The following is a 19,217-nucleotide window of genomic DNA, read 5'->3' as shown; positions in this document are numbered from 1 at the left end:
GCCCCTTAGGGGATGTCACAGGTCGGCCGCAAAGCCGGGCCCGGACGCCCGGGTCCGGCACGCCGGTCTCCGGGACCAGGTACGTTCGATGACGTGGCTGGATTCAGGAGCGGACGTGGGGGCCGCGACAACCGCACCCCCCAAGGACAGCAGGCGCCGCAGGGCCCGTCGTACGGACAGGGGCGGCCCGGCGGGCCCTCGCAGGGACGTCAGGGACCGTCGCACGGACGGCCCGCGGGCCCCTCGTACGGTTACCCGGCGGCGCAGCAGCCGCCGTACCCGCAGCAGGGACAGCCGTACGGGTACCCGGGGCCGGCCGGCGACGGCCCGGAGTACTTCGGCGACGGCGGCCACCCGGGCGCCGGCCCCGGCGGGTACGACCCGTACGCGGCGAACAACCCGGGCCACACCCAGGCGTTCTCGGTCGACGAGGCCGCCGGCTACACCCAGGGCTCGACCTACCACGCCGGCACGGCCGCGCCGTCCGGGCCGATCGGGCCGCCCCTGCACTGGAAGGAACTGCTGAAGGGCGTCGTGTTCGCGCCCAACCAGACGTTCCTGCGGATGCGGGACTACACGATGTGGGCCCCGGCGCTCATCGTCACGTTCCTCTACGGCCTGCTCGCCGTCTTCGGCTTCGACGGGGCCCGCGCGGACGTGATCGACGCGACGCTGTCCAACGCGATCCCGATCGTCCTGGTCACCGCCGTGGCGATGGTGCTGAGCGCCTTCGTCCTGGGCGTGGTCACCCACACCCTGGCCCGCCAGCTCGGCGGCGACGGCGCCTGGCAGCCCACGGTCGGCCTCTCCATGCTGATCACGTCCCTCACGGACGCGCCCCGCCTGGTCTTCGCCATGTTCTTCGGCGGCGACGCGGGCTTCGTCCAGGTGCTCGGCTGGGCCACGTGGATCGGCGCGGGCGCGCTGCTCACCCTGATGGTGTCCCGCTCGCACGACCTGCCCTGGCCAAAGGCGCTGGCCGCGTCGGCCATCCAGCTCATCGCGCTGCTGTCGATCGTGAAGCTGGGCACGTTCTAGCCCGGCCCGTCCTCCCCGAAAGGCCCCCGCGCGCTGACCCGCCAGGGGCCTTTCGCGCGGGATTCGGCGGATTTCCCTGGTGAGGCTGTACGGGGGAAAAGAAAGGCGCCGCAGCGTGCCCAGTGATCCTTCGCAGCCCGTCGTGACCATTCTGTCCACCGAAGCCAGGAATTCGGCTCCAGGGACGACGAAAGGTTGGTCGAGTGAAGTTCGCCAAACGATGTGCCGCGATCAGCGCCGCTGTTACGGCCGCGGTCCTCTTCAGCGCGGGCGGCGCCCAGGCGCACGGTGTCGGGGACGCCCTTCCGCTGCTGGACAACATGACGCTCCTGAAGGTCGCCTACCCCTCGATGGACCAGGTCCGCACGGGCGACATGGCCACCAGGGCCCTGCGGGCCGCCAAGGACGACGGCGCGGGCACCATCACCGTCATCTGCAACCAGCAGCAGCAACAGCAGCAGGCCGCTGCGGACCCCGCCGCCGCCAAGGCGCTGAAGTCCGCCAAGGCGTCCAAGGCGGCCAAGGCGACGAAGACCACCAAGTCCGCCAAGGTCCTGAAGACGGTCACGAAGGACGGCGAGAACACGGTCATCAACTGCACCCAGCAGCAGCAACAGCAGCAGGCGGCCGGGCAGTGACGACGGCGCGCTGACGGCACGTCCGGCGCCCTGCGGCACGAGTCTCCGGGCGCCGGACCGTTCGCGTGTCCTAGAGGGCGTCCTTGGACGGTGTGACCGGCACCCCGGCCCTGCGGACCGGAGGCAGCACGGACCACGGGAAGTTGATCCAGTCCTCGGTGCGCTTCCAGACGTACTCGCACTTCACCAGGGAGTGGGACTTCTCGTAGATCACCGCGGAGCGCACCTCGGCGACGGTGTCGAGGCAGAAGTCGCGCACCAGCTTGAGCGTCTTGCCGGTGTCCGCGACGTCGTCGGTGATCAGCACCTTCTTGTCGGAGAAGTCGATCAGGTTCGGCACGGGCGCGAGCATGACGGGCATCTCGAGCGTGGTGCCGACGCCGGTGTAGAACTCGACGTTGACCAGGTGGATGTTCTTGCAGTCGAGGGCGTAGGCCAGGCCGCCCGCCACGAACACCCCGCCCCGCGCGATGCTCAGCACGACGTCGGGCTCGTACCCGTCGTCCGCGATGGTCTGCGCCAGCTCGCGGACCGCGGTGCCGAACCGCTCGTAGGTCAAATTCTCACGTGCCTGCGTCATGCGGCCGCCCTCACACCTGGGTCCGATGGAAGTTCAGGAAGGACCGCGAGGCGGTCGGCCCGCGCTGCCCCTGGTACCGGGAGCCGTAGCGCTCGCTGCCGTACGGGTGCTCGGCCGGCGAGGTCAGCCGGAACATGCAGAGCTGGCCGATCTTCATGCCGGGCCAGAGCTTGATCGGCAGGGTGGCGAGGTTGGACAGCTCCAGGGTCACGTGACCGCTGAACCCCGGGTCGATGAACCCGGCGGTGGAGTGCGTGACGAGCCCGAGCCGGCCGAGGGAGCTCTTCCCCTCGAGTCGCGAGGCGAGATCGTCGGGAAGCGTGATCACCTCGTACGTCGACGCGAGCACGAACTCACCGGGGTGCAGGATGAACGGCTCGTCGCCCTCGGGCTCGACCAGCCGGGTCAGATCGGCCTGCTCGATCGAGGGGTCGATGTGCGGGTACCGGTGGTTCTCGAACACCCGGAAGTACCGGTCCAGCCGGACGTCGATGCTCGACGGCTGCACCATTGTTTCGTCATAGGGATCGATCCGTACCCGCCCGGCGTCGATCTCGGCCCGGATGTCCTTGTCTGAGAGAAGCACGCCCCGAGGATACGCAAGGCGCGCGGAGCCCCGACAATCGTGACGGGTCCGCGCGCCTGTGTCCGTGTGCGGTCGGTCCGGTTACCGCCTCTCCAGGGCGACCGGCACCACGCTGCGGAGCCGGGCACACCGCGGACACCGCACGAGCCGGCCGGGCCCCAGCCGCTCGGCCTTCTGCATCGGGAACGACGTGGCGCTGAAGACGTGTCCGTCCGCGCAACGAACGACGGTGCGATCCATCAAATCCCTCAAGTCCCTTCCCCAAGAGCCTCGTCGCCCTGCTGCTCCGGCGACGAAAGCCACATTACGGGATCAAAGAGACGACTCTCCAGGCGGCACTCCGGCCTCGCCCGGCCCCTCTCCCACCCCGCCACGGTACGCCCCAACTCCGTTCCCCCGCAGCGGTATCCCATGCCCCGGACGCACGTGGACCCCCCGGGTCCGGGCACCGGGGGTCCACGATGGGGTACAGTGAGCGAGCGTTCGGGCATCGACTCCGCGGAAGCGGTCGGCCCGTGATCACGCGGGTGTAGTTTAATGGTAGAACATCAGCTTCCCAAGCTGAGAGCGCGAGTTCGATTCTCGTCACCCGCTCCACGAAGAAGGCCCAGGTCGGAAGACCCGGGCCTTTCTGCTGTTCCGGGGCGGGGCCGGGGCGCTCTCAGCCGCGGCGGTGTCACCGGTCGACGTAGCTGAAGTCCCCCACGGTCCAGGCGCCGACGTCCTCGATCGCGACCCGGTACATGCCGCCCGTCTCCGGGATGCCGAGGCTTCCCTGCAGAATCCGGGCGAGGTGGAAGTGCAGATGGGTGGGGGTCCCGCCGCGATCGGACCGGTCGCCCCGCGGGCGGCGGAAGACGTCCGCGAACGGGCCCAGACGGTCCGAGTCCCTGAGGACCTCCGCCACCCGCTCCCTCCATACGGCCTCAGGGGCCAGCCGGCCGGTCAGGACGGCGCCGCCGACGACCACGGTCAGCGACATCTGATTGCTTCGCTCGGCCTCGACCGCGGCGGCGATGGCGACGAGCAGATCATCGGGGTTCGACATGGCAACAGAGCCTATGCGGCCCCGCGCGTATCCGAACCACCCGTGGGCCCCCGTCACTTGCGCACGGCGGGAAGCACCCCCGCTCCCACCGGCGAAGACCGGCCGCGACAGAAGCCTCCTCCTCCGAACGAGCGAAACCTGCTCTCTCCGGAGTAGATATTCGGTGACACCCTGGGTATGCTTCTTCACGTAGACAAGGTCGAAGAAGGCCCGCCAGACGCGAACGGGCGGGTGGAAGAAGACGGAGTACGCAGGTCAGAGCCGTTGGCTGACCTCGACGCCAGTGAGTTCAGTGGTTGGTCCGAGAGAGGAACGGAGGAGCAGACGCCATCAGGATCGCCCGGTCCGAGGAGCACTCGGTCCGGGTACCGCAAGACCCCGGAATGGATGGTGGTCCCCGGTCACGCAGCTGCGATCCCCGCTCCGCCCTGCCGGGCCGGGTAGCGGAAACAGAAGGTCGGCACAGCAGTAGGGCCGACAGATGGTGTTCAATTTCCTTCGGGGCCCTGGTGCCGTACGGCACCAGGGCCCCTCGACGCGTTGCACATCGAGGTGACATGACATCGGACAACCCCTTGAACGATCGTCTGGACGACGACGACTACCCCGCGTACACGATGGGCCGGGCGGCCGAGATGCTCGGCACCACCCCGGCCTTCCTCCGGGCCATCGGGGAGGCCCGTCTGATCACTCCGCTCCGCTCGGAGGGGGGCCATCGCCGGTACTCCCGCTACCAGCTGCGGATCGCCGCGCGGGCCCGCGAACTCGTCGACAAGGGGACCCCGATCGACGCGGCGTGCCGCATCGTCATCCTGGAGGACCAGCTCGAGGAAGCACAGCGCATCAACGCCGAGTACCGGCGTGCCGCCGGCGACCCGGCGGCCGGCCGCGGCTCCCGCACCGGCTGAACGGGCGTCCGGGGCCGTGTCCGCCGTCCGGCCCCACCCCGCCGACCGCCACGTCCGGTGCGGCCGGCACGGGCCCGCGCGGAAATCTGCAGCGGTGAGGCCACAAGTGCGTGCCTCCCGACGCCAGGGTCGCCATGCGAGGCGGCGGAGCGCCGAGTCCGCGCCGCACCGGTGCCCCGCGCCCGGACCGCCCTCCGCGCCCCGAGACGAAGGTGCCATGCCCGCCGATAACGCCCCCGTCGCCGGCAACCTCGACGACGACGACTATCCCGCCTACACCATGGGGCGGGCCGCGGACGTCCTCGGGACCACGCCCGCCTTCCTCCGGGCCGTCGGCGAGGCCGGGCTCATCACCCCGCTGCGCTCGGTGGGCGGTCACCGCCGCTACTCCCGCCGCCAGCTGCGCGCCGCCGCCCGGGCCCGTGAGCTGGTCGGGCAGGGCACTCCCGTCGAGGCCGCCTGCCGCATCGTGTCCCTGGAGGACCAGCTCGACGACGCCCTCCGGCTGAGCCGGGACATGCGCCGGAAGCTGGACGGGCGCGGCACGAATACCTAGTCCCGCTGGTACAGAATTACCGGGCACGGCGGGACGAGAATTACCCGACGCTCCGGAAAATGCTCAGTCGCCGCGGCCGCGACCTGTGTTAGCTTGCTACCGGTTGCAGTTCTGATTGCCAGAGATTTTTTCTTTGCACGGCTTTCCGGATCTTTCCGGAGGGGTGATCATCGCGGCCACTCGGTTCCGTAAAGTGCGGATCCGGCACTGCCCCTCAAGGGAGATTCAATATGGCATCTGGCACCGTGAAGTGGTTCAACGCGGAAAAGGGCTTCGGCTTCATCGAGCAGGACGGTGGCGGCGCCGACGTGTTCGCCCACTACTCGAACATCGCCACCAGCGGCTTCCGCGAGCTTCAGGAAGGCCAGAAGGTGACCTTCGACGTCACGCAGGGCCAGAAGGGCCCGCAGGCGGAGAACATCGTTCCCGCCTGACGCTGACGCGAGATCGTCGCGAGCCGGTGGTTCGCGCACCCTGTGGCCGGGGCCCGCACCTTCGAGGTGCGGGCCCCGGCTCGTTCGCGTGTCACCAGTTCAGGGCGTCGTCCATGGTCGACTGCCAGTACGAGACCCGGATCGAGTCGTCGACGTACACGCCCTTCGCGGGCAGCGACGGCCGGGCGGCGGTGTTCGCGCCCGTGTCGAAGTAGACCTCGAGCGACTTGGCCGTGTAGCCGTGAGAGCCGCTGCCGTCGCCGGCCGAGAGCCGGACACCGGCGTAGCCCGACTCACCGGGCGCCAGCGTGACCACCGCCTGCGGCTTGGAGTCCTCGTAGGCCGCCGGGACGGACTGGGCCTCGCCGAACCGGACCGCCGGGTAGTACAGGAGGTCGCAGTTCTTCGAGCCGGTGTTGGTGACGGTGAGGAGCAGGTGGTTCAGGGGGCGGGAGACCACCGTCGCGGTCGTCCGGGTGGCGGAGACGGAGCAGCGGGCGGAGGCCGTCCCCGCGCCGCTCGAGCCCGGCGCACCCTTCGCCCCGGACGACCCGCCGGCGTCCTTCGAACCCGTGGACCCGGACGAGCCGGTGTACCCGGACGCCCCCTTGGCCCCGGACGAGTGCCGGGCGCCCGTGGCGCCGTTCGAAGCGGCCGCACCGCCGGCCGCGCCGTCCGCCGAGTCGGCGGAGCCTCCCCCGCTCACCTCGGACGAGTGCGCGGCGGAGGCCGTGGGCGCCTGCGTGGCGGCGGAGCCCGCCGCCGCGCCCTCGTCGTGGAGGTCACCACTGCTGTCGCAGGCGGTCAGCGTCAGCGCGGCGGCGGCGAGTGCCGAAGCGAACAGCAGACGGGTGCGGCGGGTGCGAGCGGACATGGGATCCCCCTTGTGCGTACGGGTGTTGGCGTGGGCCGCTCCTCCGGGACCCGGGGGCGGCGTGCTTGGATGGCCCCAGCTTGTGCGGTGCTTCGTCCCGGCCGCCAGGACCGCCGGGACATCCGGGACGCTGGAATGCCCGCAACAGCTCTGACCTGCTGAAATGACCTCCCCCTGGAACGGGGGCGCGGGACGCCTGGAGGGGACGGAACGGTGACGGGGGACGATTTCCCGGAGCTGCTGGGCCGGTTGAAGGAACGGTCCGGGCTCAGTTACGGGGTGCTCGGCAAGCGGCTGCACACGAGTGCGTCCACGCTGCACCGGTACGTCAACGGGGACGCCGTGCCGACGGACTACGCGCCCGTGGAACGGTTCGCACGGCTGTGCAGGGCGACGCCCGAGGAGCTGGTGGAACTGCACCGGCGGTGGGTCCTCGCGGACGCCAAGCGCCGGCAGAGGCCGAGCGGGGCGGCGGAGGGGACCGGAGCCGCCGCGGCCGAAGCGACGGCCGCGACGGAGCCCGCCGACGGGCCGGCGGAGCCCGGGACGCCCGTGTCCGGGACGCCGGACACGGGCGACGGAGCGGAGCCCGACGAGGCGGCGGGGGCCGGGGGCCGGGCCGAGGGTGCGCCGGTGCGTTCGGCGGCGGCCCACTCGGCGCGGCGGCGTACCGTCGTCCTCGCCGGGATCGGGGTGGCCGCCGCCCTGGTGTCGGCCGCGCTCGTGGCGAACCTCCTGACCGACGGCGGCGAGCAGCGCCGGGCCGGCGCCCCGTCCACCCCGGCGGCGGCCTCCCGGCCCGTCTCCGGGAGTGCCGGCGCCTCCGAGCCGGCCGGTGCGGGAAGCGGTTCGCCGTCGCCGTCGCCGTCCGCATCGCGCGGCGCGAGCCCCCCGCCGTCCCCCTCCGCCTCCCGTGACGGTGGGGGCGGATCGCCGCAGGGCGGCGCCGAGGACGGGGCCACCGCGCCCGCCGTCGCCGTCGATCCGTACAAGTGGGAAGACCCGTGCACTCAGCACTACCTGATCGACCGGCAGCCCGAGCAGGTGCCTCCGCCGCCGGGTGAGCCGGACGCGCGCGGGTGGGTCACCGCGCTGGGCGGGGTCGCCGGCGGCCGGCAGATGCTCGCGCTGACCGTGCAGGGGACCGGCAGGGCCACCGTCGTCCTGGAGGACCTGCATGTGCGCGTGGTGGAGAAGAGCGCGCCGCTCGCCTGGAACGACTTCGCGATGGGCGTCGGGTGCGGCGGCGGCGTGGAGACGGCGTCGTTCGGGACGGATCTCGACGCCGGGCGGCCCACGCTCACCCCGAAGGCGGGTCAGCGCGACTTCCCGTACAAGGTGAGCGAGTCCGACCCCGAGGTCTTCTACGTCTTCGCGGACGCGCGGGCGCACAACGTGAGCTGGTACCTGGAGCTGGACTGGTCCAGCGGTGCCCGGCACGGCACCGTGCGCGTCGACGACGACGGCAGGCCCTTCCGCACCAGCGGGAACGTGGGACGCCCCGCGTACAGCCATCCGCTCGGCTCCTCCGAATGGGGGCCCTTCCAGCCGGGGTGAAGGCGGCCCGGCGAACAGGCTTCGGGCCGCCCTTCGGGGGTATCCGCGCTCTTTCACCGCCGGGACCAATCCGCGGCCTCCCCGGGACCGGATTACGTCCGGAGATGTCGCAACCGCGGAGGCCCTTTGTGAGAGAAGCCGTGTTCATCGGCGTGAATCCCTCGTCGGAACCTGATCTGCAGGAGCTGATGGGCCGTGTCGCCCTCGGCGACGAGGACGCGTTCGCCTCCGTCTACGACGCCGTGGCCGGTCCCGTGCTCGGGGTCGTCCAGGCCGTGCTGCGTGATCCGGCCCAGTCGGAGGAGGTGGCGCAGGAGGTGCTGGTGGAGGTGTGGCGGACCGCGCCCCGCTACCGGCCCGAGATCGGGACGGCCCGCAACTGGGTGCTCACGCTCGCGCACCGCCGTGCGGTGGACCGGGTGCGCTCGGTGGAGGCCGCGGCGGCCAGGGACCACAAGGCGGCGCTGCTGGCGCGGACGCCCGAGTTCGACGAGGTGACCGAACAGGTCGAGGCCAGGCTGGAGCGGGAGCAGGTGCGGCGGTGCCTGCGCACCCTGACCGAGATCCAGCGGCAGGCGGTGACGCTCGCCTACTACCGCGGGCTGACCTACCGCCAGGTCGCGGAGGCGCTCACCCTCCCCCTCGGCACGGCCAAGACCCGGCTGCGGGACGGCCTCATCCGGCTGCGCGACTGCCTGGGGGTGACCGCGTGAACACGACCGCCGACCTGCACCGGATGACCGGCGCCCACGCCCTGCACGCCCTGCCCGACGAGGAACGCGCCGCGTTCGAGCGGCACCTGGCGGACTGCGAGCCGTGTGCGCAGGAGACCGCCGAACTGGCCGCCACCGCGGCCCGGCTGGGGCTCGCCGCCACCGTGACGCCCTCGCCGGCCCTGCGCGGGCAGGTCCTGCGGCGGATCTCCTCCGTCCGGCAGGTACCGCCCGGCCAGAGCGGGGTCCGTGCCGGGGGCCGGTCCGGGAAGCGGGCGCGGCTGCTGTCCCGCTGGGCCCTGGCCGCCTGCTTCGCGGCGGCCGCCACCCTCGGCGGCACGACGGTGTGGCAGCACCAGCGGGCCGAGGACGCCCTGCGGCAGGCGCGCAGCGCCCGGCAGGGCACCGCCGAGATCGCCGCCGTGCTGGCGGCGCCGGACGCGCGGACCCGGACCGCCGCCCTGGGCGACGGCGCCACCGGCAGCGTCGTCGTCTCCCGGGAACGGGACAGGGCCGTGTTCGTCGCCTCCGGGATGGCTCGGCCGGCCGGAGGCAAGGTCTACCAGCTCTGGTTCGACGACAAGGGCACGATGCGGTCGGCCGGTCTCATGGATCCCGGCCGCACCGACCAGGCCGTGCTGCTGCGCGGCGGCGTCGACGGCGCCTCGGGCATGGGGGTCACCGTGGAGCCGGCGGGCGGCTCCTCGAAGCCGACGTCCGCGCCGGTGGCCCTGCTGGGCTTCCCGGCCTGACGGCCGGACCGGCGCGGCGCGAGGGGCGGAGCCCGGTGGCAGCGCCGGGCCCCGCCCCGGGGCAGACCAGGCCCGTCACGGTCACCCGTGCCGCCGCCAGCCGGATCAGCGCCGGTGCGTGGCGCTGCACGAGCACCGCGAAGGCGTCCTCGTCGCCCTCCGCGGCCCGGACCGTGAGCAGGGCGTCGTCGGTGACGCCTCCGCCGTCCGGTGGTGCGGTCGGTGTGCGGGCCCCCGCCACTGGGCGGCTCCTCTCGTCCGGTCTCCTCCACTTGGACACCTGTGCGCCGTGCCTGTGACGCACGACTTCTTCGGCGGCGGGGCACCGGCGGATGCACGACCGGCGGGACCCGGATCACCGGCCCTCGAATTTCCTCTTCATCCGTAGCGGCGCGGGGTGCGGATTGGTGCGGAAAAAAGATTCACTCGATCGAGGCAAAGGCCAATCCGGACCCCCGGCGGAACCGGATTCCCCACGTGACCGACGACGAGAAGGAACCGCGCAGGCCCTCGGGGCCGCTCCGGGTGACGGCGGGCGCGCTCGCCGGCGCCGTCGCCGGCTTCGCCTCGCTCGCGACGGCCGAGCTGGTGTCGGTGGCGGTCCGTCCGCAGGCGGGGCCCGTCGTCGCGGTGGGAGGGGCGGCGATCGACCGCACGCCCGCCGCCGTGAAGGACTGGGCGGTCCGGAATTTCGGAACCGACGACAAACTGGTTCTGCAACTCGGAATTCTGGCGGTGCTGACGCTTTTCGCATGCGCCCTCGGAATCACCGCGCTGCGCTTCCTGCGCACCGGCGCGGCGGGCGTCGTGCTGTTCGGCTTGGTCGGTGCGCTGGCCGCGACCGGCCGGCCGGACTCGCGCGGCCCGTCCGACGCGCTGCCGTCACTCGTGGGCGCGGGCGCCGGAGCGGCCGTCCTCCTCGTCCTCGCGGCCCGGCTCGCGTGGCGGGAGCCGGCCCCCGCGGACCGGCGTACCGGCGAGGGTTCCGGCGACTGGGACCGGCGCGGGTTCGTGCTCGCCGCCACGACCGCCGCCGTCGCCTCCGCCGGGGCGGGCGCGCTGGGCCGGTCGCTGAACGGCGCGAGGAGCAGGGACGCGGTCGCCTCCCGCGACCGGCTGGTGCTGCCGGCGCCCGGCTCGCCCGCGGACGCCGTCCCCCGGGGCGCCGCTCTGCGGATCCCCGGGGTGAGCCCCTTCATCACCCCCAACGGCTCCTTCTACCGGGTCGACACCGCGCTGGTGGTCCCGAAGGTGGACGCCACCACCTGGCGGCTGCGCATCCACGGCAAGGGCGTGTCCCGGCCGGTCGTGCTCTCCTTCGACGAGCTCCTCCGCCGTGACCTGGTCGAACGCGACATCACCCTCACCTGTGTGTCCAACGAGGTCGGTGGCCCCTATGTGGGGACCGCGCGCTGGACCGGGGCCCGGCTGGCCGACCTGCTGGCCGAGTGCGGGGTGCGGCCGCCGTCGCGCGGCGGGCCGGCCGACCAGCTGGTGGCCCGCTCGGTGGACGGCATGACCATCGGCAGCCCGGTCGAGGACGTCATGGACGGCCGGGACGCGCTGCTCGCCGTCGGCATGAACGGGGAGCCGCTGCCGTTCGACCACGGCTTCCCGGTGCGGATGGTGGTGCCGGGGCTCTACGGGTTCGTCTCCGCCTGCAAGTGGATCACGGACCTCGAGCTGACCACCTTCGACGCCTACGACCCCTACTGGGTCGAGCGCGGCTGGGCCCGCAGGGCGCCCGTCAGGACCCAGTCCCGGATCGACACCCCCAAGCCCTTCGCGCGGCCCGCGGCCGGCCCGGTCATGGTCGCCGGGGTCGCCTGGGCCCAGCACCGCGGCATCGGCAGGGTCGAGGTCCGGATCGACGACGGCCCCTGGCAGGAGGCCCGGCTGGCCGCCGAGGACAGCCGTGACACCTGGCGCCAGTGGTCCCTGCCCTGGCGGGCCGCCAAGGGCGCCCACACCCTCACCGTGCGCGCCACCGACCGCTCCGGCCGGGTGCAGACCGAAAGACGCACCCGGACCGTTCCCGACGGCGCGAGTGGCTGGCACTCCGTCGTGGTCACCGTCGAGTGACCGTCCCGACCACCTCTTTTCCCCATGACAGGCGGCTCCGGCCGCCGCTACCGACAGGAGAGAACCGATGAACTCCCGTATCCGCCGTACCGCCGTCACCCTGGCCGCCGCGGCCACCCTGCCGCTCGCGCTCAGCGCCTGCTCCGACGGCGGCAGCGACTCCGGCAAGTCCGACTCCGCGCCGAAGGCCTCCGCGTCGGCGTCGGCCGGCGCCGCGGACGACGGCATGGGCAGCTCCGCGTCTGCCATGGACCAGCCGTTCGGACCCGCCTGCTCCTCGGTGCCCAAGGACGGCGCCGGTTCCTTCGACGGCATGGCCAAGGACCCGGTGGCCACCGCCGCCTCCAACAACCCGGCCCTGTCCACCCTGGTCTCGGCCGTGAAGAAGGCCGGTCTGGTCGACACGCTCAACAACGCGCAGAACATCACCGTGTTCGCGCCGACCAACGACGCCTTCAAGAAGATCCCCAAGGCCACCCTGGACAAGGTCCTGGCCGACAAGGCCCAGCTGACGAAGATCCTGACCTACCACGTCGTCGGCCGGAAGCTCGCGCCCAAGGACCTGGAGAACGGCTCCTTCCCGACCCTGGAGAAGTCGAAGCTCGCCACGTCCGGCTCCGGTGAGTCCTACACCGTCAACGACTCCTCGAAGGTCGTCTGCGGCAACGTCAAGACCGCCAACGCCAACGTGTACATCGTCGACACGGTGCTGATGCCCTCCTGACGGCGCACCCGACGGGGCCCGGACCGCGCGGTCCGGGCCCCGTCCGCGTTCCGCCGGATCCTTCCGCTGAATCCGCGTCACAGACGCGGTCGGGGCGGGTGGGCGCCGGGGCGGGCCCACACGGCTCCGTCGCCCCCGGGCTCCACCGCCCGGGCCGGGGGCCGCCTACGCCGGGGCGGTGAACCGCCGGCGCACCACGACGAGGGCGATCCAGCCGGCCAGCATCACGAGGCCGCCCAGCGGGGGCCACTGGCCGCCGGCCAGGGTGCCGAAGGCCGCCAGGGAGGCGCCGGACAGGACGACGGCGGCCACCGCCGACTCGGCGCGGAGCCAGCGGGCCGGGCGCGTGCTCGCCGAGGGCCTGACGAGCTGGCGGCCGAGGAAGGCCTGCGCGGCGTTGACCACGGCCAGCAGGGCCGCCAGGACACCGAGGGAGACGAACGCTATGGACACGGCGCGAAGTTACACCGCCCGTACGGCGCGCCGGACCGGCAGGGGTGTCCGCGGCGCCGTGGGCCGGGAGCGGGCGTCATCGGGTCCGGCTGCCCCTCGCCGAGCTCACCCGCGTTCCCGCCGGGACGGACGCTCCCCGCGCTCCACCGGGTGCCATTCGGCGCCCGCAGGGGGCGCCGCGGACCTCCAGGACGGCGTCATCCGGCGCCGGTCCCGGCGGATCAGTACAGCCGTGCAGAGCGCCGTGATCAGCGCGGCCACGGCCGGCGGGATCAGGAACGACGTCATCATCGGGCCTCCCGGGTGCGGACGTTCACGGCCTTCGGTGCGGGCGGCACGGTCGACGGCGTCCGATTCCGGCCCGGTGCCGGGCACCTGCCGGTGTCCGGCACCGGAGCCGTCCGTGCTGCTCCCCGCACGCCATGCTGCCCGACCGGCACCGGCCGGCGCATTGCCGGTTCCCGGCAACGTTCACTAGGGTCAGCGTGCCGGGGGGCGCTGAGGGGCCGTCACCGGAATCCTGGGCACGCAGGGGGGCGGCATGGCGGAACGGGAGATTCCCGAGCACTTCCTGGAGGGCTACGCCCACATCCTGGCCGAGGTGTCGGCCACCGGGCGGCGCCTCACCCGCCCCGAGCTGGCGTCCCGGCGCGCCCTCGGGGAACAGGCCGCCGAGGCCGGGTACGGGCTGCGCTCCCTGGTCGGCGCCCACCTCGCCGCGACGCGGGCCGCCTGGCCGCGCTCACCCGGCTCCGCCGACAGCGCCCTGGCCGCCGTGCAGCAGGCGGTGGACGCCTTCGCCGAGGGGTACGAGCGGGCCCAGCGCCTCGCCGTGCGCCAGGAGGAGGCGGCGCGGCGGGAGTTCATCGACGACCTGCTCTTCGGCCGCAGCGATCTGGGCAGGCTCGCCGAGCGCGCCGAACGCTTCGGCCTGCGGCTGTCCCACGCCCACGCCGTGGCCGTCGCCCAGGGCCCCACCGGCTACGACGAGGGCGACGCGGTGCCCCGGCGGGTGGAGCGGGCGCTGATGGCCCGCTTCGGCCACCGCGAAGTCCTGCTGACCACCAAGGACGGCCGGCTGCTGTGCATCGCGCCCGGCCACGAGGACGAGGTGCTGCCCTACTTCGCCGAGCAGGCGCACGCCGCCACCGACGGCGGCCGGGTCGCCGTCGGCCGCCCGCAGCCCGGCCCCGGCGGGGTGGTCCAGTCGTACGAAGAGGCCCTGAACGCCCTGGAGATGGCCGAGCGCCTCGGGCTGCGCGCCCCCGTGCTGTACGCGGCCGACCTGCTCGTCTACCCGGTCCTCGCCCGCGACCGCCAGGCCCTGACCGACCTGGTCCTGGGCACCCTGGGCCCGCTCACGGCCGCCCGCGGCGGCGCCCGGCCGCTGCTGGACACCCTCACCGCCTACTTCGACTCCGGCTGCGTCGCCGCCGAGGCGGCCCGCCGGCTGTCGCTGAGCGTGCGGGCCATGACCTACCGGCTCGACCGCATCCGCAGGCTCACCGGCGCCGACCTCTCCGACCCGGCCCACCGCTTCACGCTGCAGACCGCCACGATCGGCGCCCGGCTGCTGGACTGGCCCGCGACGGAGCCGTGACGAACGGCGGGCGGCGGGCGCCCCCACCGCGAGGGCGCCCGCCGGGCGGCGCGGTCAGGCGACCGCCTCGGCGGCCTGGTCCGCCTCGGCCGCCCGGTCCGGCCTGCCCGCCCGGTCCGGCTGCCGCACGACGCGGCGGCGCCGGCTCGGGACGCCGAGCGTCGGGTTGGCGACGCCCCAGACCGCGCCCTTGCAGACCAGCTCCTTGTAGAAGACCGCGAGCCGTCCGGTCAGGGCCGCCCGGACGGCCCGGTCGTCGGCGGTGACGTACTGGATCAGCCCTTCCTCGCGGCCCAGCGAGACGCACTGGTTGAAGTAGTTCAGCCGCGCCTTCGGCGGCCTGCCGCCGGTGAGGCGGGCCGCGATGGCGTCGGCGGCCTGCCACGCCATGGGCACGCCCGAGGCGCAGGACATCCGCAGCGGCTTGTCGCCCGCGCCCGTCGCCATGGCCGCGTCGCCGACGGCGTACACGTCCGGGTGGGACACCGAGCGCATGGTGCCGTCGACCACGATCCGGCCGGTGTCGGTGACCTCCAGGGTGGTGGCCCGCGCGATCGGGTGGACGGCGAAGCCGGTGGTCCACACGGTGACCGCGGCGGGAACGGACCCGCCGTCGGCGGTCACGACCCGGTCCGCCTCGACGGCGGTGACGGCGGTGTGCTCGTGCACGGTGACGCCGAGCCGGCCGAAGACCTTCCGCAGGTGCGCGCGGCCCTTGGGCGACAGCCAGTCGCCGAGGGCGCCACTGGCGGCGAGGGCGACGTCGAGGTCCGGGCGGGCCTCGGCGATCTCGGTCGCGGCCTCCACGCCGGTGAGGCCGCCCCCGACCACGACCACCGCCCGACCGGCGTCCAGGCCGGCCAGCCGCTCGCGCAGCCGGAGCGCGCCGGCCCGGCCGGCGACGTCGTGGGCGTGCTCGGCGGCGCCGGGGACGCCCTGGTCGTTCCAGCCGCTGCCGAGGGCGTACACGAGCGTGTCGTACGCCAGTTCCTCGGCGCCGTCGGCGGTCTCGACGGCCACCGTCCGGCGGTCGGCGTCGACGCCGGTGACCTTCGCGATGCGCAGTCGCACCCCGGTGCCCGCGAACATCTCGCCGAGCGGCCGGGGCGGCAGGTCCTGGCCGGCCGCGAGCTGGTGCATCCGGACCCGTTCGACGAAGTCGGGCTCGGCGTTGACGAGGGTGATGGCGACGTCTTCGGGGCGCAGCCGCCGGGCGAGGCGTCCGGCGGCGATGGCCCCGGCGTATCCGGCTCCGAGGACGACGATGCGGTGCTGCATGTCCCTGCTCCTGTCTTCAGCGGATTCGCCCCTTGAACCGGGCGGCCCGTCGTTTCCTGACAGGTTCGGGATGTGAAGCAGGTCACATCCGTATCAGAAGATGGTGAGCAGGGGTTCTCCGTGGTCGGCGGCCGCCCAGCGCTCGGTCGCGCGGACGAGCTTGTCGGGGTTGGCCTGGCTGCGGAACGCGGCGATGCCGTCGGCCGTGACCTCCAGGCACAGGACGCCGATGACCCGGCCGTCGAGGACCGCCACGACGGCGGGGCCGCCGTTGGCCGTGGTGGCGTGGATCTCCGGCGAGCCGCCGACCAGGTTCCGCTTGCCCTTGCCGGGCTTGAACAGACCGCGCATGAACTTCGCGACCGCGAGGGCGCCCTCGAACGCCTTGGTGCGGGCCGGGACCTTGCCGCCGCCGTCGCCGATCGCGACGGCGTCCTGGGTGAGCAGCCGCACCAGGGGCTCGGTCCGGCCGCTGGTGGCGGCCGCGAGGAACTCCTCCACGATCCGCCGGGCGGCGGCCTCGTCGATCTCGGTGCGGGCCCTGCCCTCCGCGACGTGCTTCCTGGCGCGGTGGAGGATCTGCTGGCTCGCCGCCTCGGTGAGGTCGAGGATCTCGGCGATCTCCCGGTGCGGGTAGTCGAACGCCTCCCGCAGCACGTACACCGCGCGCTCGTTGGGCGACAGCCGCTCCAGCAGGGTGAGGACCGCGTACGAGACCGACTCGCGCTGCTCGGCGGTGTCGGCGGGGCCGAGCATCGGGTCCCCGGCGAGCAGCGGCTCGGGCAGCCACTGGCCCACGTACGTCTCGCGCCGCGCGCGGGCCGAGGTGAGCTGGTTCAGGCACAGGTTGGTGAGCACCTTCGTCAGCCAGGCCTCCGGCACCTCGACACGGTCGGTGTCGGCGGCCTGCCAGCGCAGGAACGTCTCCTGCACGGCGTCCTCCGCCTCGGCCGCCGAGCCGAGCAGGCGGTAGGCGATGGCCTCCAGGCGGGGCCTGGACGCCTCGAACCGGTCCACGTCGTGCACGGTCAGCGCCATGGTCCCGGATCCTAGCCCGCGCGGGGCGGGAACGCCGGTGGCCGTTCGGCTCCGGTCCCGCCCCGCGGGCGTCCCACGGTTGCCGCCCTCCCCCCTCAGCCCGCGCCCCGCCGGCGTCCGCCGGTCCGGTCCTGGAGTTCGATCGCCACGGGCGCGGCGACGAAGACCGAGGACCAGGTGCCGACCGCGAGGCCGATGAGCAGGGCGAGGGCGAAGTCCGTGAGGGAGTCCCCGCCGAGGACCGCGAGGGCGGTGAGGATCAGCGCGGCTCCCATGCCGGTGTTCACGGTGCGGGGCAGCGTCTGCAGGATCGCCTGGTTGGCGACCCGGCGCAGCGGGGAGCCGCGGTGGCGCCGGCGCAGTTCGCGGATGCGGTCGAAGACGACGACGGAGTCGTTCACCGAGTAACCGATGACGGTCAGCAGGGCGGCGAGGAACACGCCGTCCACCGGCTTGCCCAGCCAGGCGAAGACGCCCAGCAGGATCACCACGTCGTGGGCCAGCGCGGTGACCGCCGCGGTGCCGAGCACCCAGCGGAAGCGGGCCGCGAGGTAGAGGAGCTGGGCGCCGAGGGCCAGGGCGAGCGCGATCAGGGCGTTGCGGCGCAGCTCCTCGCCGAGGCTGGGCCCGATCAGTTCGTCGCGGACCCGGTCCGCCCCGCCGCCGAGGGCGCCGACCGTCCGGGTGACCTCGGCCGCCTGGGCGTCGGTCAGCGCCCCGGTGCGGACCGTCAGCCGGTCCTCGCCGGAGGACTGGACGACCGCCCGGGGGAACCCGGCGTCGGCGAGCGCGGCGCGAGCCCGGTCCGGGTCGACCGGGGCGCCGGTGGTGTACTCGGCCAGCCGGCCGCCGGTGAACTCGACGCCGAGGTCCAGCCCGCGCAGCCCGATGCCGGCTCCGGCGAGGGCCAGGAGCACGGCGGAGGCGGCCAGCCAGCGGCGGGGCCGGCGCATCAGCTGCGGGTCGCGGCGCAGCAGGCGGTCGCGGACGGGGCCGGTGGTGGCGATGCCGCTGAGGTGCGGGCGGGCGCGCAGCCAGGGGCGGGACGCGGCGTGGTCGGCGAGGACCCGGGTGATGAGCAGCGCGCTGACCATGGAGGCGAGGACGCCGATGCCGAGGGTCACGCCGAAGCCGCGCACCGGTCCCGAGGCGAGGAAGAACAGCAGGGCCGCCGCGATCAGGGTGGTGATGTTGGAGTCGGCGATCGCGCTGAAGGCGTTGCGGAACCCGGCGGCCACCGCCGAGCGCGGGGTGGGGCGCTGACGTGCGGCGTGCTCCTCGCGGGCGCGTTCGAAGACGAGCACGTTGGCGTCCACGGCCATGCCGATCGCCAGGACGAACCCGGCCAGGCCCGGCAGGGTCAGGGTGGCGCCGAGCGCGGCCAGGGCGGCGTAGGAGACGAGGCCGTAGCAGAGCAGGGCGAGGGCCGCGAGCATGCCCATCAGCCGGTAGACGGCGATGACGAACAGCGAGGTCAGGGCGGTGCCGATGACGGCCGCCCAGGTGCTGGCGGCGATCGCCTCGGCGCCCAGGGTGGGGCCGACGGTGCGCTGCTCCACCGTCTCCACGGCCACCGGCAGGGCGCCGCCCTTGACGAGCAGGGCGAGTTCGCGGGCCTCGGCGTCATCGAAGGAGCCGGTGATCTGCGTGGAGCCGGCGGTGATGCCGGTGCCGCACGCCACCGAGGGGGCGACCTCCGGCGACGAGATGATCTTGTCGTCGAGGACGATGGCGATACGGCGGCCGGGGTCGCCCACCGGCTTGCAGGCGGCCTCCCCGGTCAGCCGGGCCCACTCGGCGCGGCCGGCGCCGCCGAAGTCGACGGTGATGTGCCAGCCGGCGCCGGACTCCTGGTCGAAACGGGCGGCGGCGTCCGTGACCTGCTGCCCGGTCAGGGCGGCCTCGCCCAGGCGCAGTCGCCGGCCCGACTCGTCGGGCAGGGCCGGCTCCCCGGTCCGGTCCTGCCCGGCGGCGACGACGCCGGTCACGGGGTGGATGGTGAGCTGCGCGGTGCGGCCCAGTACCTCGGCCGCCCGCTTCGGGTCCCGTACACCGGGGAGTTCGACGATGATCCGGTCGTCACCGGAGCGGACGAGGCTGGGTTCGGCGACGCCGAGCGCGTCGATGCGGCCGCGCAGCACCTCCAGGGTGCGGTCGGTGGCCTCGCGGTCGGCGGTGGCGGTCGGGGTGGAACGCGTCTGGAGCACGATCTGGGTGCCACCGCGCAGATCGAGTCCGAGACGGACCGGCACGGTGAGGGCGATGTACAGCGACACGGCGATCACGGTGAGGGCGAGCAGCGCCCTCACCCGGGCGGAGCGGATCAACACGGGCCTCCGGCGGGCATGCCACGGCTGC

Annotated in this window: 20 protein-coding genes, 1 tRNA gene and 1 pseudogene; 12 read left to right on the top strand and 10 right to left on the bottom strand. The window is 73.6% G+C overall.

Features of this window, described 5'->3' with window-relative positions; all coding sequences use genetic code 11:
* Window positions 1-12: 12 nt before the first annotated feature.
* Window positions 13-1,038 (top strand): Yip1 family protein, encoded by a 1,026-nt coding sequence (locus tag ACZ7JA_RS10745; RefSeq protein ID WP_389300565.1) that lies wholly within the window; start codon window positions 13-15, stop codon window positions 1,036-1,038.
* Between the two features lie 203 nt (window positions 1,039-1,241).
* Window positions 1,242-1,676 carry a hypothetical protein gene (locus ACZ7JA_RS10740; RefSeq protein WP_351672552.1) on the top strand — a complete coding sequence of 145 codons (435 nt, stop codon included), beginning with the start codon at window positions 1,242-1,244 and terminating at the stop codon, window positions 1,674-1,676.
* A 70-nt stretch (window positions 1,677-1,746) separates the two neighbouring features.
* On the opposite strand, the gene ACZ7JA_RS10735 is transcribed toward ACZ7JA_RS10740, so the two are convergent.
* The gene (locus ACZ7JA_RS10735) at window positions 1,747-2,256 is read right to left on the bottom strand and encodes a phosphoribosyltransferase (RefSeq protein ID WP_351672550.1); all 510 of its coding nucleotides are present in this window, start codon (window positions 2,254-2,256) and stop codon (window positions 1,747-1,749) included.
* A gap of 10 nt (window positions 2,257-2,266) precedes the next feature.
* Entirely contained in the window at window positions 2,267-2,842 is a 576-nt protein-coding gene (gene dcd, locus ACZ7JA_RS10730) for a dCTP deaminase (RefSeq protein ID WP_351672548.1), read from the bottom strand.
* Between the two features lie 523 nt (window positions 2,843-3,365).
* Between dcd and ACZ7JA_RS10725 the strand changes: the two genes are divergently transcribed.
* A tRNA-Gly gene (locus ACZ7JA_RS10725) sits at window positions 3,366-3,439 on the top strand.
* A gap of 79 nt (window positions 3,440-3,518) precedes the next feature.
* On the opposite strand, the gene ACZ7JA_RS10720 is transcribed toward ACZ7JA_RS10725, so the two are convergent.
* A complete protein-coding gene (locus ACZ7JA_RS10720) occupies window positions 3,519-3,890 on the bottom strand; it encodes a hypothetical protein (protein ID WP_351672546.1) in 372 nt (123 codons plus the stop codon).
* Window positions 3,891-4,447: 557 nt separating this feature from the next.
* Here ACZ7JA_RS10720 and ACZ7JA_RS10715 point away from each other — a divergent pair.
* The 3 genes from ACZ7JA_RS10715 to ACZ7JA_RS10705 all read left to right on the top strand — a co-directional run bounded on the left by ACZ7JA_RS10715 (window position 4,448) and on the right by ACZ7JA_RS10705 (window position 5,788).
* Complete coding sequence (locus tag ACZ7JA_RS10715; protein ID WP_351672544.1) at window positions 4,448-4,798, top strand: MerR family transcriptional regulator; 351 nt, start codon at window positions 4,448-4,450, stop codon at window positions 4,796-4,798.
* Window positions 4,799-5,015: 217 nt separating this feature from the next.
* On the top strand, window positions 5,016-5,354 hold the full coding sequence (locus ACZ7JA_RS10710; protein WP_351672542.1) for a MerR family transcriptional regulator: 339 nt from the start codon (window positions 5,016-5,018) through the stop codon (window positions 5,352-5,354).
* Window positions 5,355-5,584: 230 nt separating this feature from the next.
* Entirely contained in the window at window positions 5,585-5,788 is a 204-nt protein-coding gene (locus tag ACZ7JA_RS10705) for a cold-shock protein (protein WP_007383480.1), read from the top strand.
* A 91-nt stretch (window positions 5,789-5,879) separates the two neighbouring features.
* Here the strand turns inward: ACZ7JA_RS10705 and ACZ7JA_RS10700 are convergent, their stop codons facing one another.
* Window positions 5,880-6,662, bottom strand: a complete 783-nt coding sequence (locus tag ACZ7JA_RS10700) for a DUF4232 domain-containing protein (RefSeq protein ID WP_470807903.1) — start codon at window positions 6,660-6,662, stop codon at window positions 5,880-5,882.
* A gap of 213 nt (window positions 6,663-6,875) precedes the next feature.
* Here ACZ7JA_RS10700 and ACZ7JA_RS10695 point away from each other — a divergent pair, with 213 nt between their 5' ends.
* The 3 genes from ACZ7JA_RS10695 (at window position 6,876) to ACZ7JA_RS10685 (ending at window position 9,684) form a co-directional block, all read left to right on the top strand.
* Window positions 6,876-8,219, top strand: coding sequence for a helix-turn-helix domain-containing protein (locus ACZ7JA_RS10695; RefSeq protein ID WP_470807902.1), 1,344 nt, complete (start codon window positions 6,876-6,878; stop codon window positions 8,217-8,219).
* A 128-nt stretch (window positions 8,220-8,347) separates the two neighbouring features.
* Window positions 8,348-8,932 carry a sigma-70 family RNA polymerase sigma factor gene (locus ACZ7JA_RS10690; RefSeq protein WP_351672536.1) on the top strand — a complete coding sequence of 195 codons (585 nt, stop codon included), beginning with the start codon at window positions 8,348-8,350 and terminating at the stop codon, window positions 8,930-8,932.
* A 23-nt stretch (window positions 8,933-8,955) separates the two neighbouring features.
* Window positions 8,956-9,684, top strand: coding sequence for an anti-sigma factor (locus tag ACZ7JA_RS10685; RefSeq protein ID WP_470807972.1), 729 nt, complete (start codon window positions 8,956-8,958; stop codon window positions 9,682-9,684).
* 94 nt (window positions 9,685-9,778) lie between these two features.
* Here ACZ7JA_RS10685 and ACZ7JA_RS10680 read toward each other — a convergent pair.
* Window positions 9,779-9,925, bottom strand: a pseudogene (locus ACZ7JA_RS10680) (RNA polymerase subunit sigma-70); the annotation flags it as partial.
* Window positions 9,926-10,161: 236 nt separating this feature from the next.
* Between ACZ7JA_RS10680 and ACZ7JA_RS10675 the strand changes: the two are divergent.
* Window positions 10,162-11,766, top strand: coding sequence for a molybdopterin-dependent oxidoreductase (locus tag ACZ7JA_RS10675; protein WP_470807901.1), 1,605 nt, complete (start codon window positions 10,162-10,164; stop codon window positions 11,764-11,766).
* Between the two features lie 67 nt (window positions 11,767-11,833).
* Window positions 11,834-12,490, top strand: coding sequence for a fasciclin domain-containing protein (locus ACZ7JA_RS10670; protein ID WP_351672529.1), 657 nt, complete (start codon window positions 11,834-11,836; stop codon window positions 12,488-12,490).
* A gap of 165 nt (window positions 12,491-12,655) precedes the next feature.
* On the opposite strand, the gene ACZ7JA_RS10665 is transcribed toward ACZ7JA_RS10670, so the two are convergent.
* Entirely contained in the window at window positions 12,656-12,943 is a 288-nt protein-coding gene (locus ACZ7JA_RS10665; protein ID WP_470807900.1) for a hypothetical protein, read from the bottom strand.
* Window positions 12,944-13,048: 105 nt separating this feature from the next.
* The gene (locus ACZ7JA_RS10660; protein WP_470807899.1) at window positions 13,049-13,234 is read right to left on the bottom strand and encodes a hypothetical protein; all 186 of its coding nucleotides are present in this window, start codon (window positions 13,232-13,234) and stop codon (window positions 13,049-13,051) included.
* A 250-nt stretch (window positions 13,235-13,484) separates the two neighbouring features.
* On the opposite strand from ACZ7JA_RS10660, the gene ACZ7JA_RS10655 reads away from it, so the two are divergent.
* A complete protein-coding gene (locus ACZ7JA_RS10655) occupies window positions 13,485-14,543 on the top strand; it encodes a PucR family transcriptional regulator (protein ID WP_389448909.1) in 1,059 nt (352 codons plus the stop codon).
* A gap of 54 nt (window positions 14,544-14,597) precedes the next feature.
* Here the strand turns inward: ACZ7JA_RS10655 and ACZ7JA_RS10650 are convergent, their stop codons facing one another.
* The 3 genes from ACZ7JA_RS10650 to secD all read right to left on the bottom strand — a co-directional run bounded on the left by ACZ7JA_RS10650 (window position 14,598) and on the right by secD (window position 19,186).
* A complete protein-coding gene (locus tag ACZ7JA_RS10650) occupies window positions 14,598-15,821 on the bottom strand; it encodes an NAD(P)/FAD-dependent oxidoreductase (protein WP_470807898.1) in 1,224 nt (407 codons plus the stop codon).
* A gap of 93 nt (window positions 15,822-15,914) precedes the next feature.
* Window positions 15,915-16,859: an RNA polymerase sigma-70 factor gene (locus ACZ7JA_RS10645; protein ID WP_351672519.1), complete on the bottom strand. Its 945-nt coding sequence runs from the start codon at window positions 16,857-16,859 to the stop codon at window positions 15,915-15,917.
* A gap of 95 nt (window positions 16,860-16,954) precedes the next feature.
* Window positions 16,955-19,186, bottom strand: coding sequence for a protein translocase subunit SecD (gene secD / locus ACZ7JA_RS10640; RefSeq protein WP_470807971.1), 2,232 nt, complete (start codon window positions 19,184-19,186; stop codon window positions 16,955-16,957).
* Window positions 19,187-19,217 lie beyond the last annotated feature (31 nt).

It is taken from the genome of Streptomyces sp. NPDC038135 (assembly GCF_055601245.1).
The sequence above is the reverse complement of the archived record's forward strand: the minus strand, read 5'-3'. Positions and strand labels throughout refer to the sequence as shown.

Bases quoted from the DNA above. Each gene is read 5' to 3' on its own strand.
- ACZ7JA_RS10745 (WP_389300565.1), top strand. From the start codon at position 13: ATGTCACAGGTCGGCCGCAAAGCCGGGCCCGGACGCCCGGGTCCGGCA.
- ACZ7JA_RS10735 (WP_351672550.1), bottom strand. From the start codon at position 2,256: ATGACGCAGGCACGTGAGAATTTGACCTACGAGCGGTTCGGCACCGCG.
- ACZ7JA_RS10720 (WP_351672546.1), bottom strand. From the start codon at position 3,890: ATGTCGAACCCCGATGATCTGCTCGTCGCCATCGCCGCCGCGGTCGAG.
- ACZ7JA_RS10715 (WP_351672544.1), top strand. From the start codon at position 4,448: ATGACATCGGACAACCCCTTGAACGATCGTCTGGACGACGACGACTAC.
- ACZ7JA_RS10710 (WP_351672542.1), top strand. From the start codon at position 5,016: ATGCCCGCCGATAACGCCCCCGTCGCCGGCAACCTCGACGACGACGAC.
- ACZ7JA_RS10705 (WP_007383480.1), top strand. From the start codon at position 5,585: ATGGCATCTGGCACCGTGAAGTGGTTCAACGCGGAAAAGGGCTTCGGC.
- ACZ7JA_RS10700 (WP_470807903.1), bottom strand. From the start codon at position 6,662: ATGTCCGCTCGCACCCGCCGCACCCGTCTGCTGTTCGCTTCGGCACTC.
- ACZ7JA_RS10685 (WP_470807972.1), top strand. From the start codon at position 8,956: ATGACCGGCGCCCACGCCCTGCACGCCCTGCCCGACGAGGAACGCGCC.
- ACZ7JA_RS10670 (WP_351672529.1), top strand. From the start codon at position 11,834: ATGAACTCCCGTATCCGCCGTACCGCCGTCACCCTGGCCGCCGCGGCC.
- ACZ7JA_RS10660 (WP_470807899.1), bottom strand. From the start codon at position 13,234: ATGATGACGTCGTTCCTGATCCCGCCGGCCGTGGCCGCGCTGATCACG.
- ACZ7JA_RS10655 (WP_389448909.1), top strand. From the start codon at position 13,485: ATGGCGGAACGGGAGATTCCCGAGCACTTCCTGGAGGGCTACGCCCAC.
- ACZ7JA_RS10650 (WP_470807898.1), bottom strand. From the start codon at position 15,821: ATGCAGCACCGCATCGTCGTCCTCGGAGCCGGATACGCCGGGGCCATC.
- ACZ7JA_RS10645 (WP_351672519.1), bottom strand. From the start codon at position 16,859: ATGGCGCTGACCGTGCACGACGTGGACCGGTTCGAGGCGTCCAGGCCC.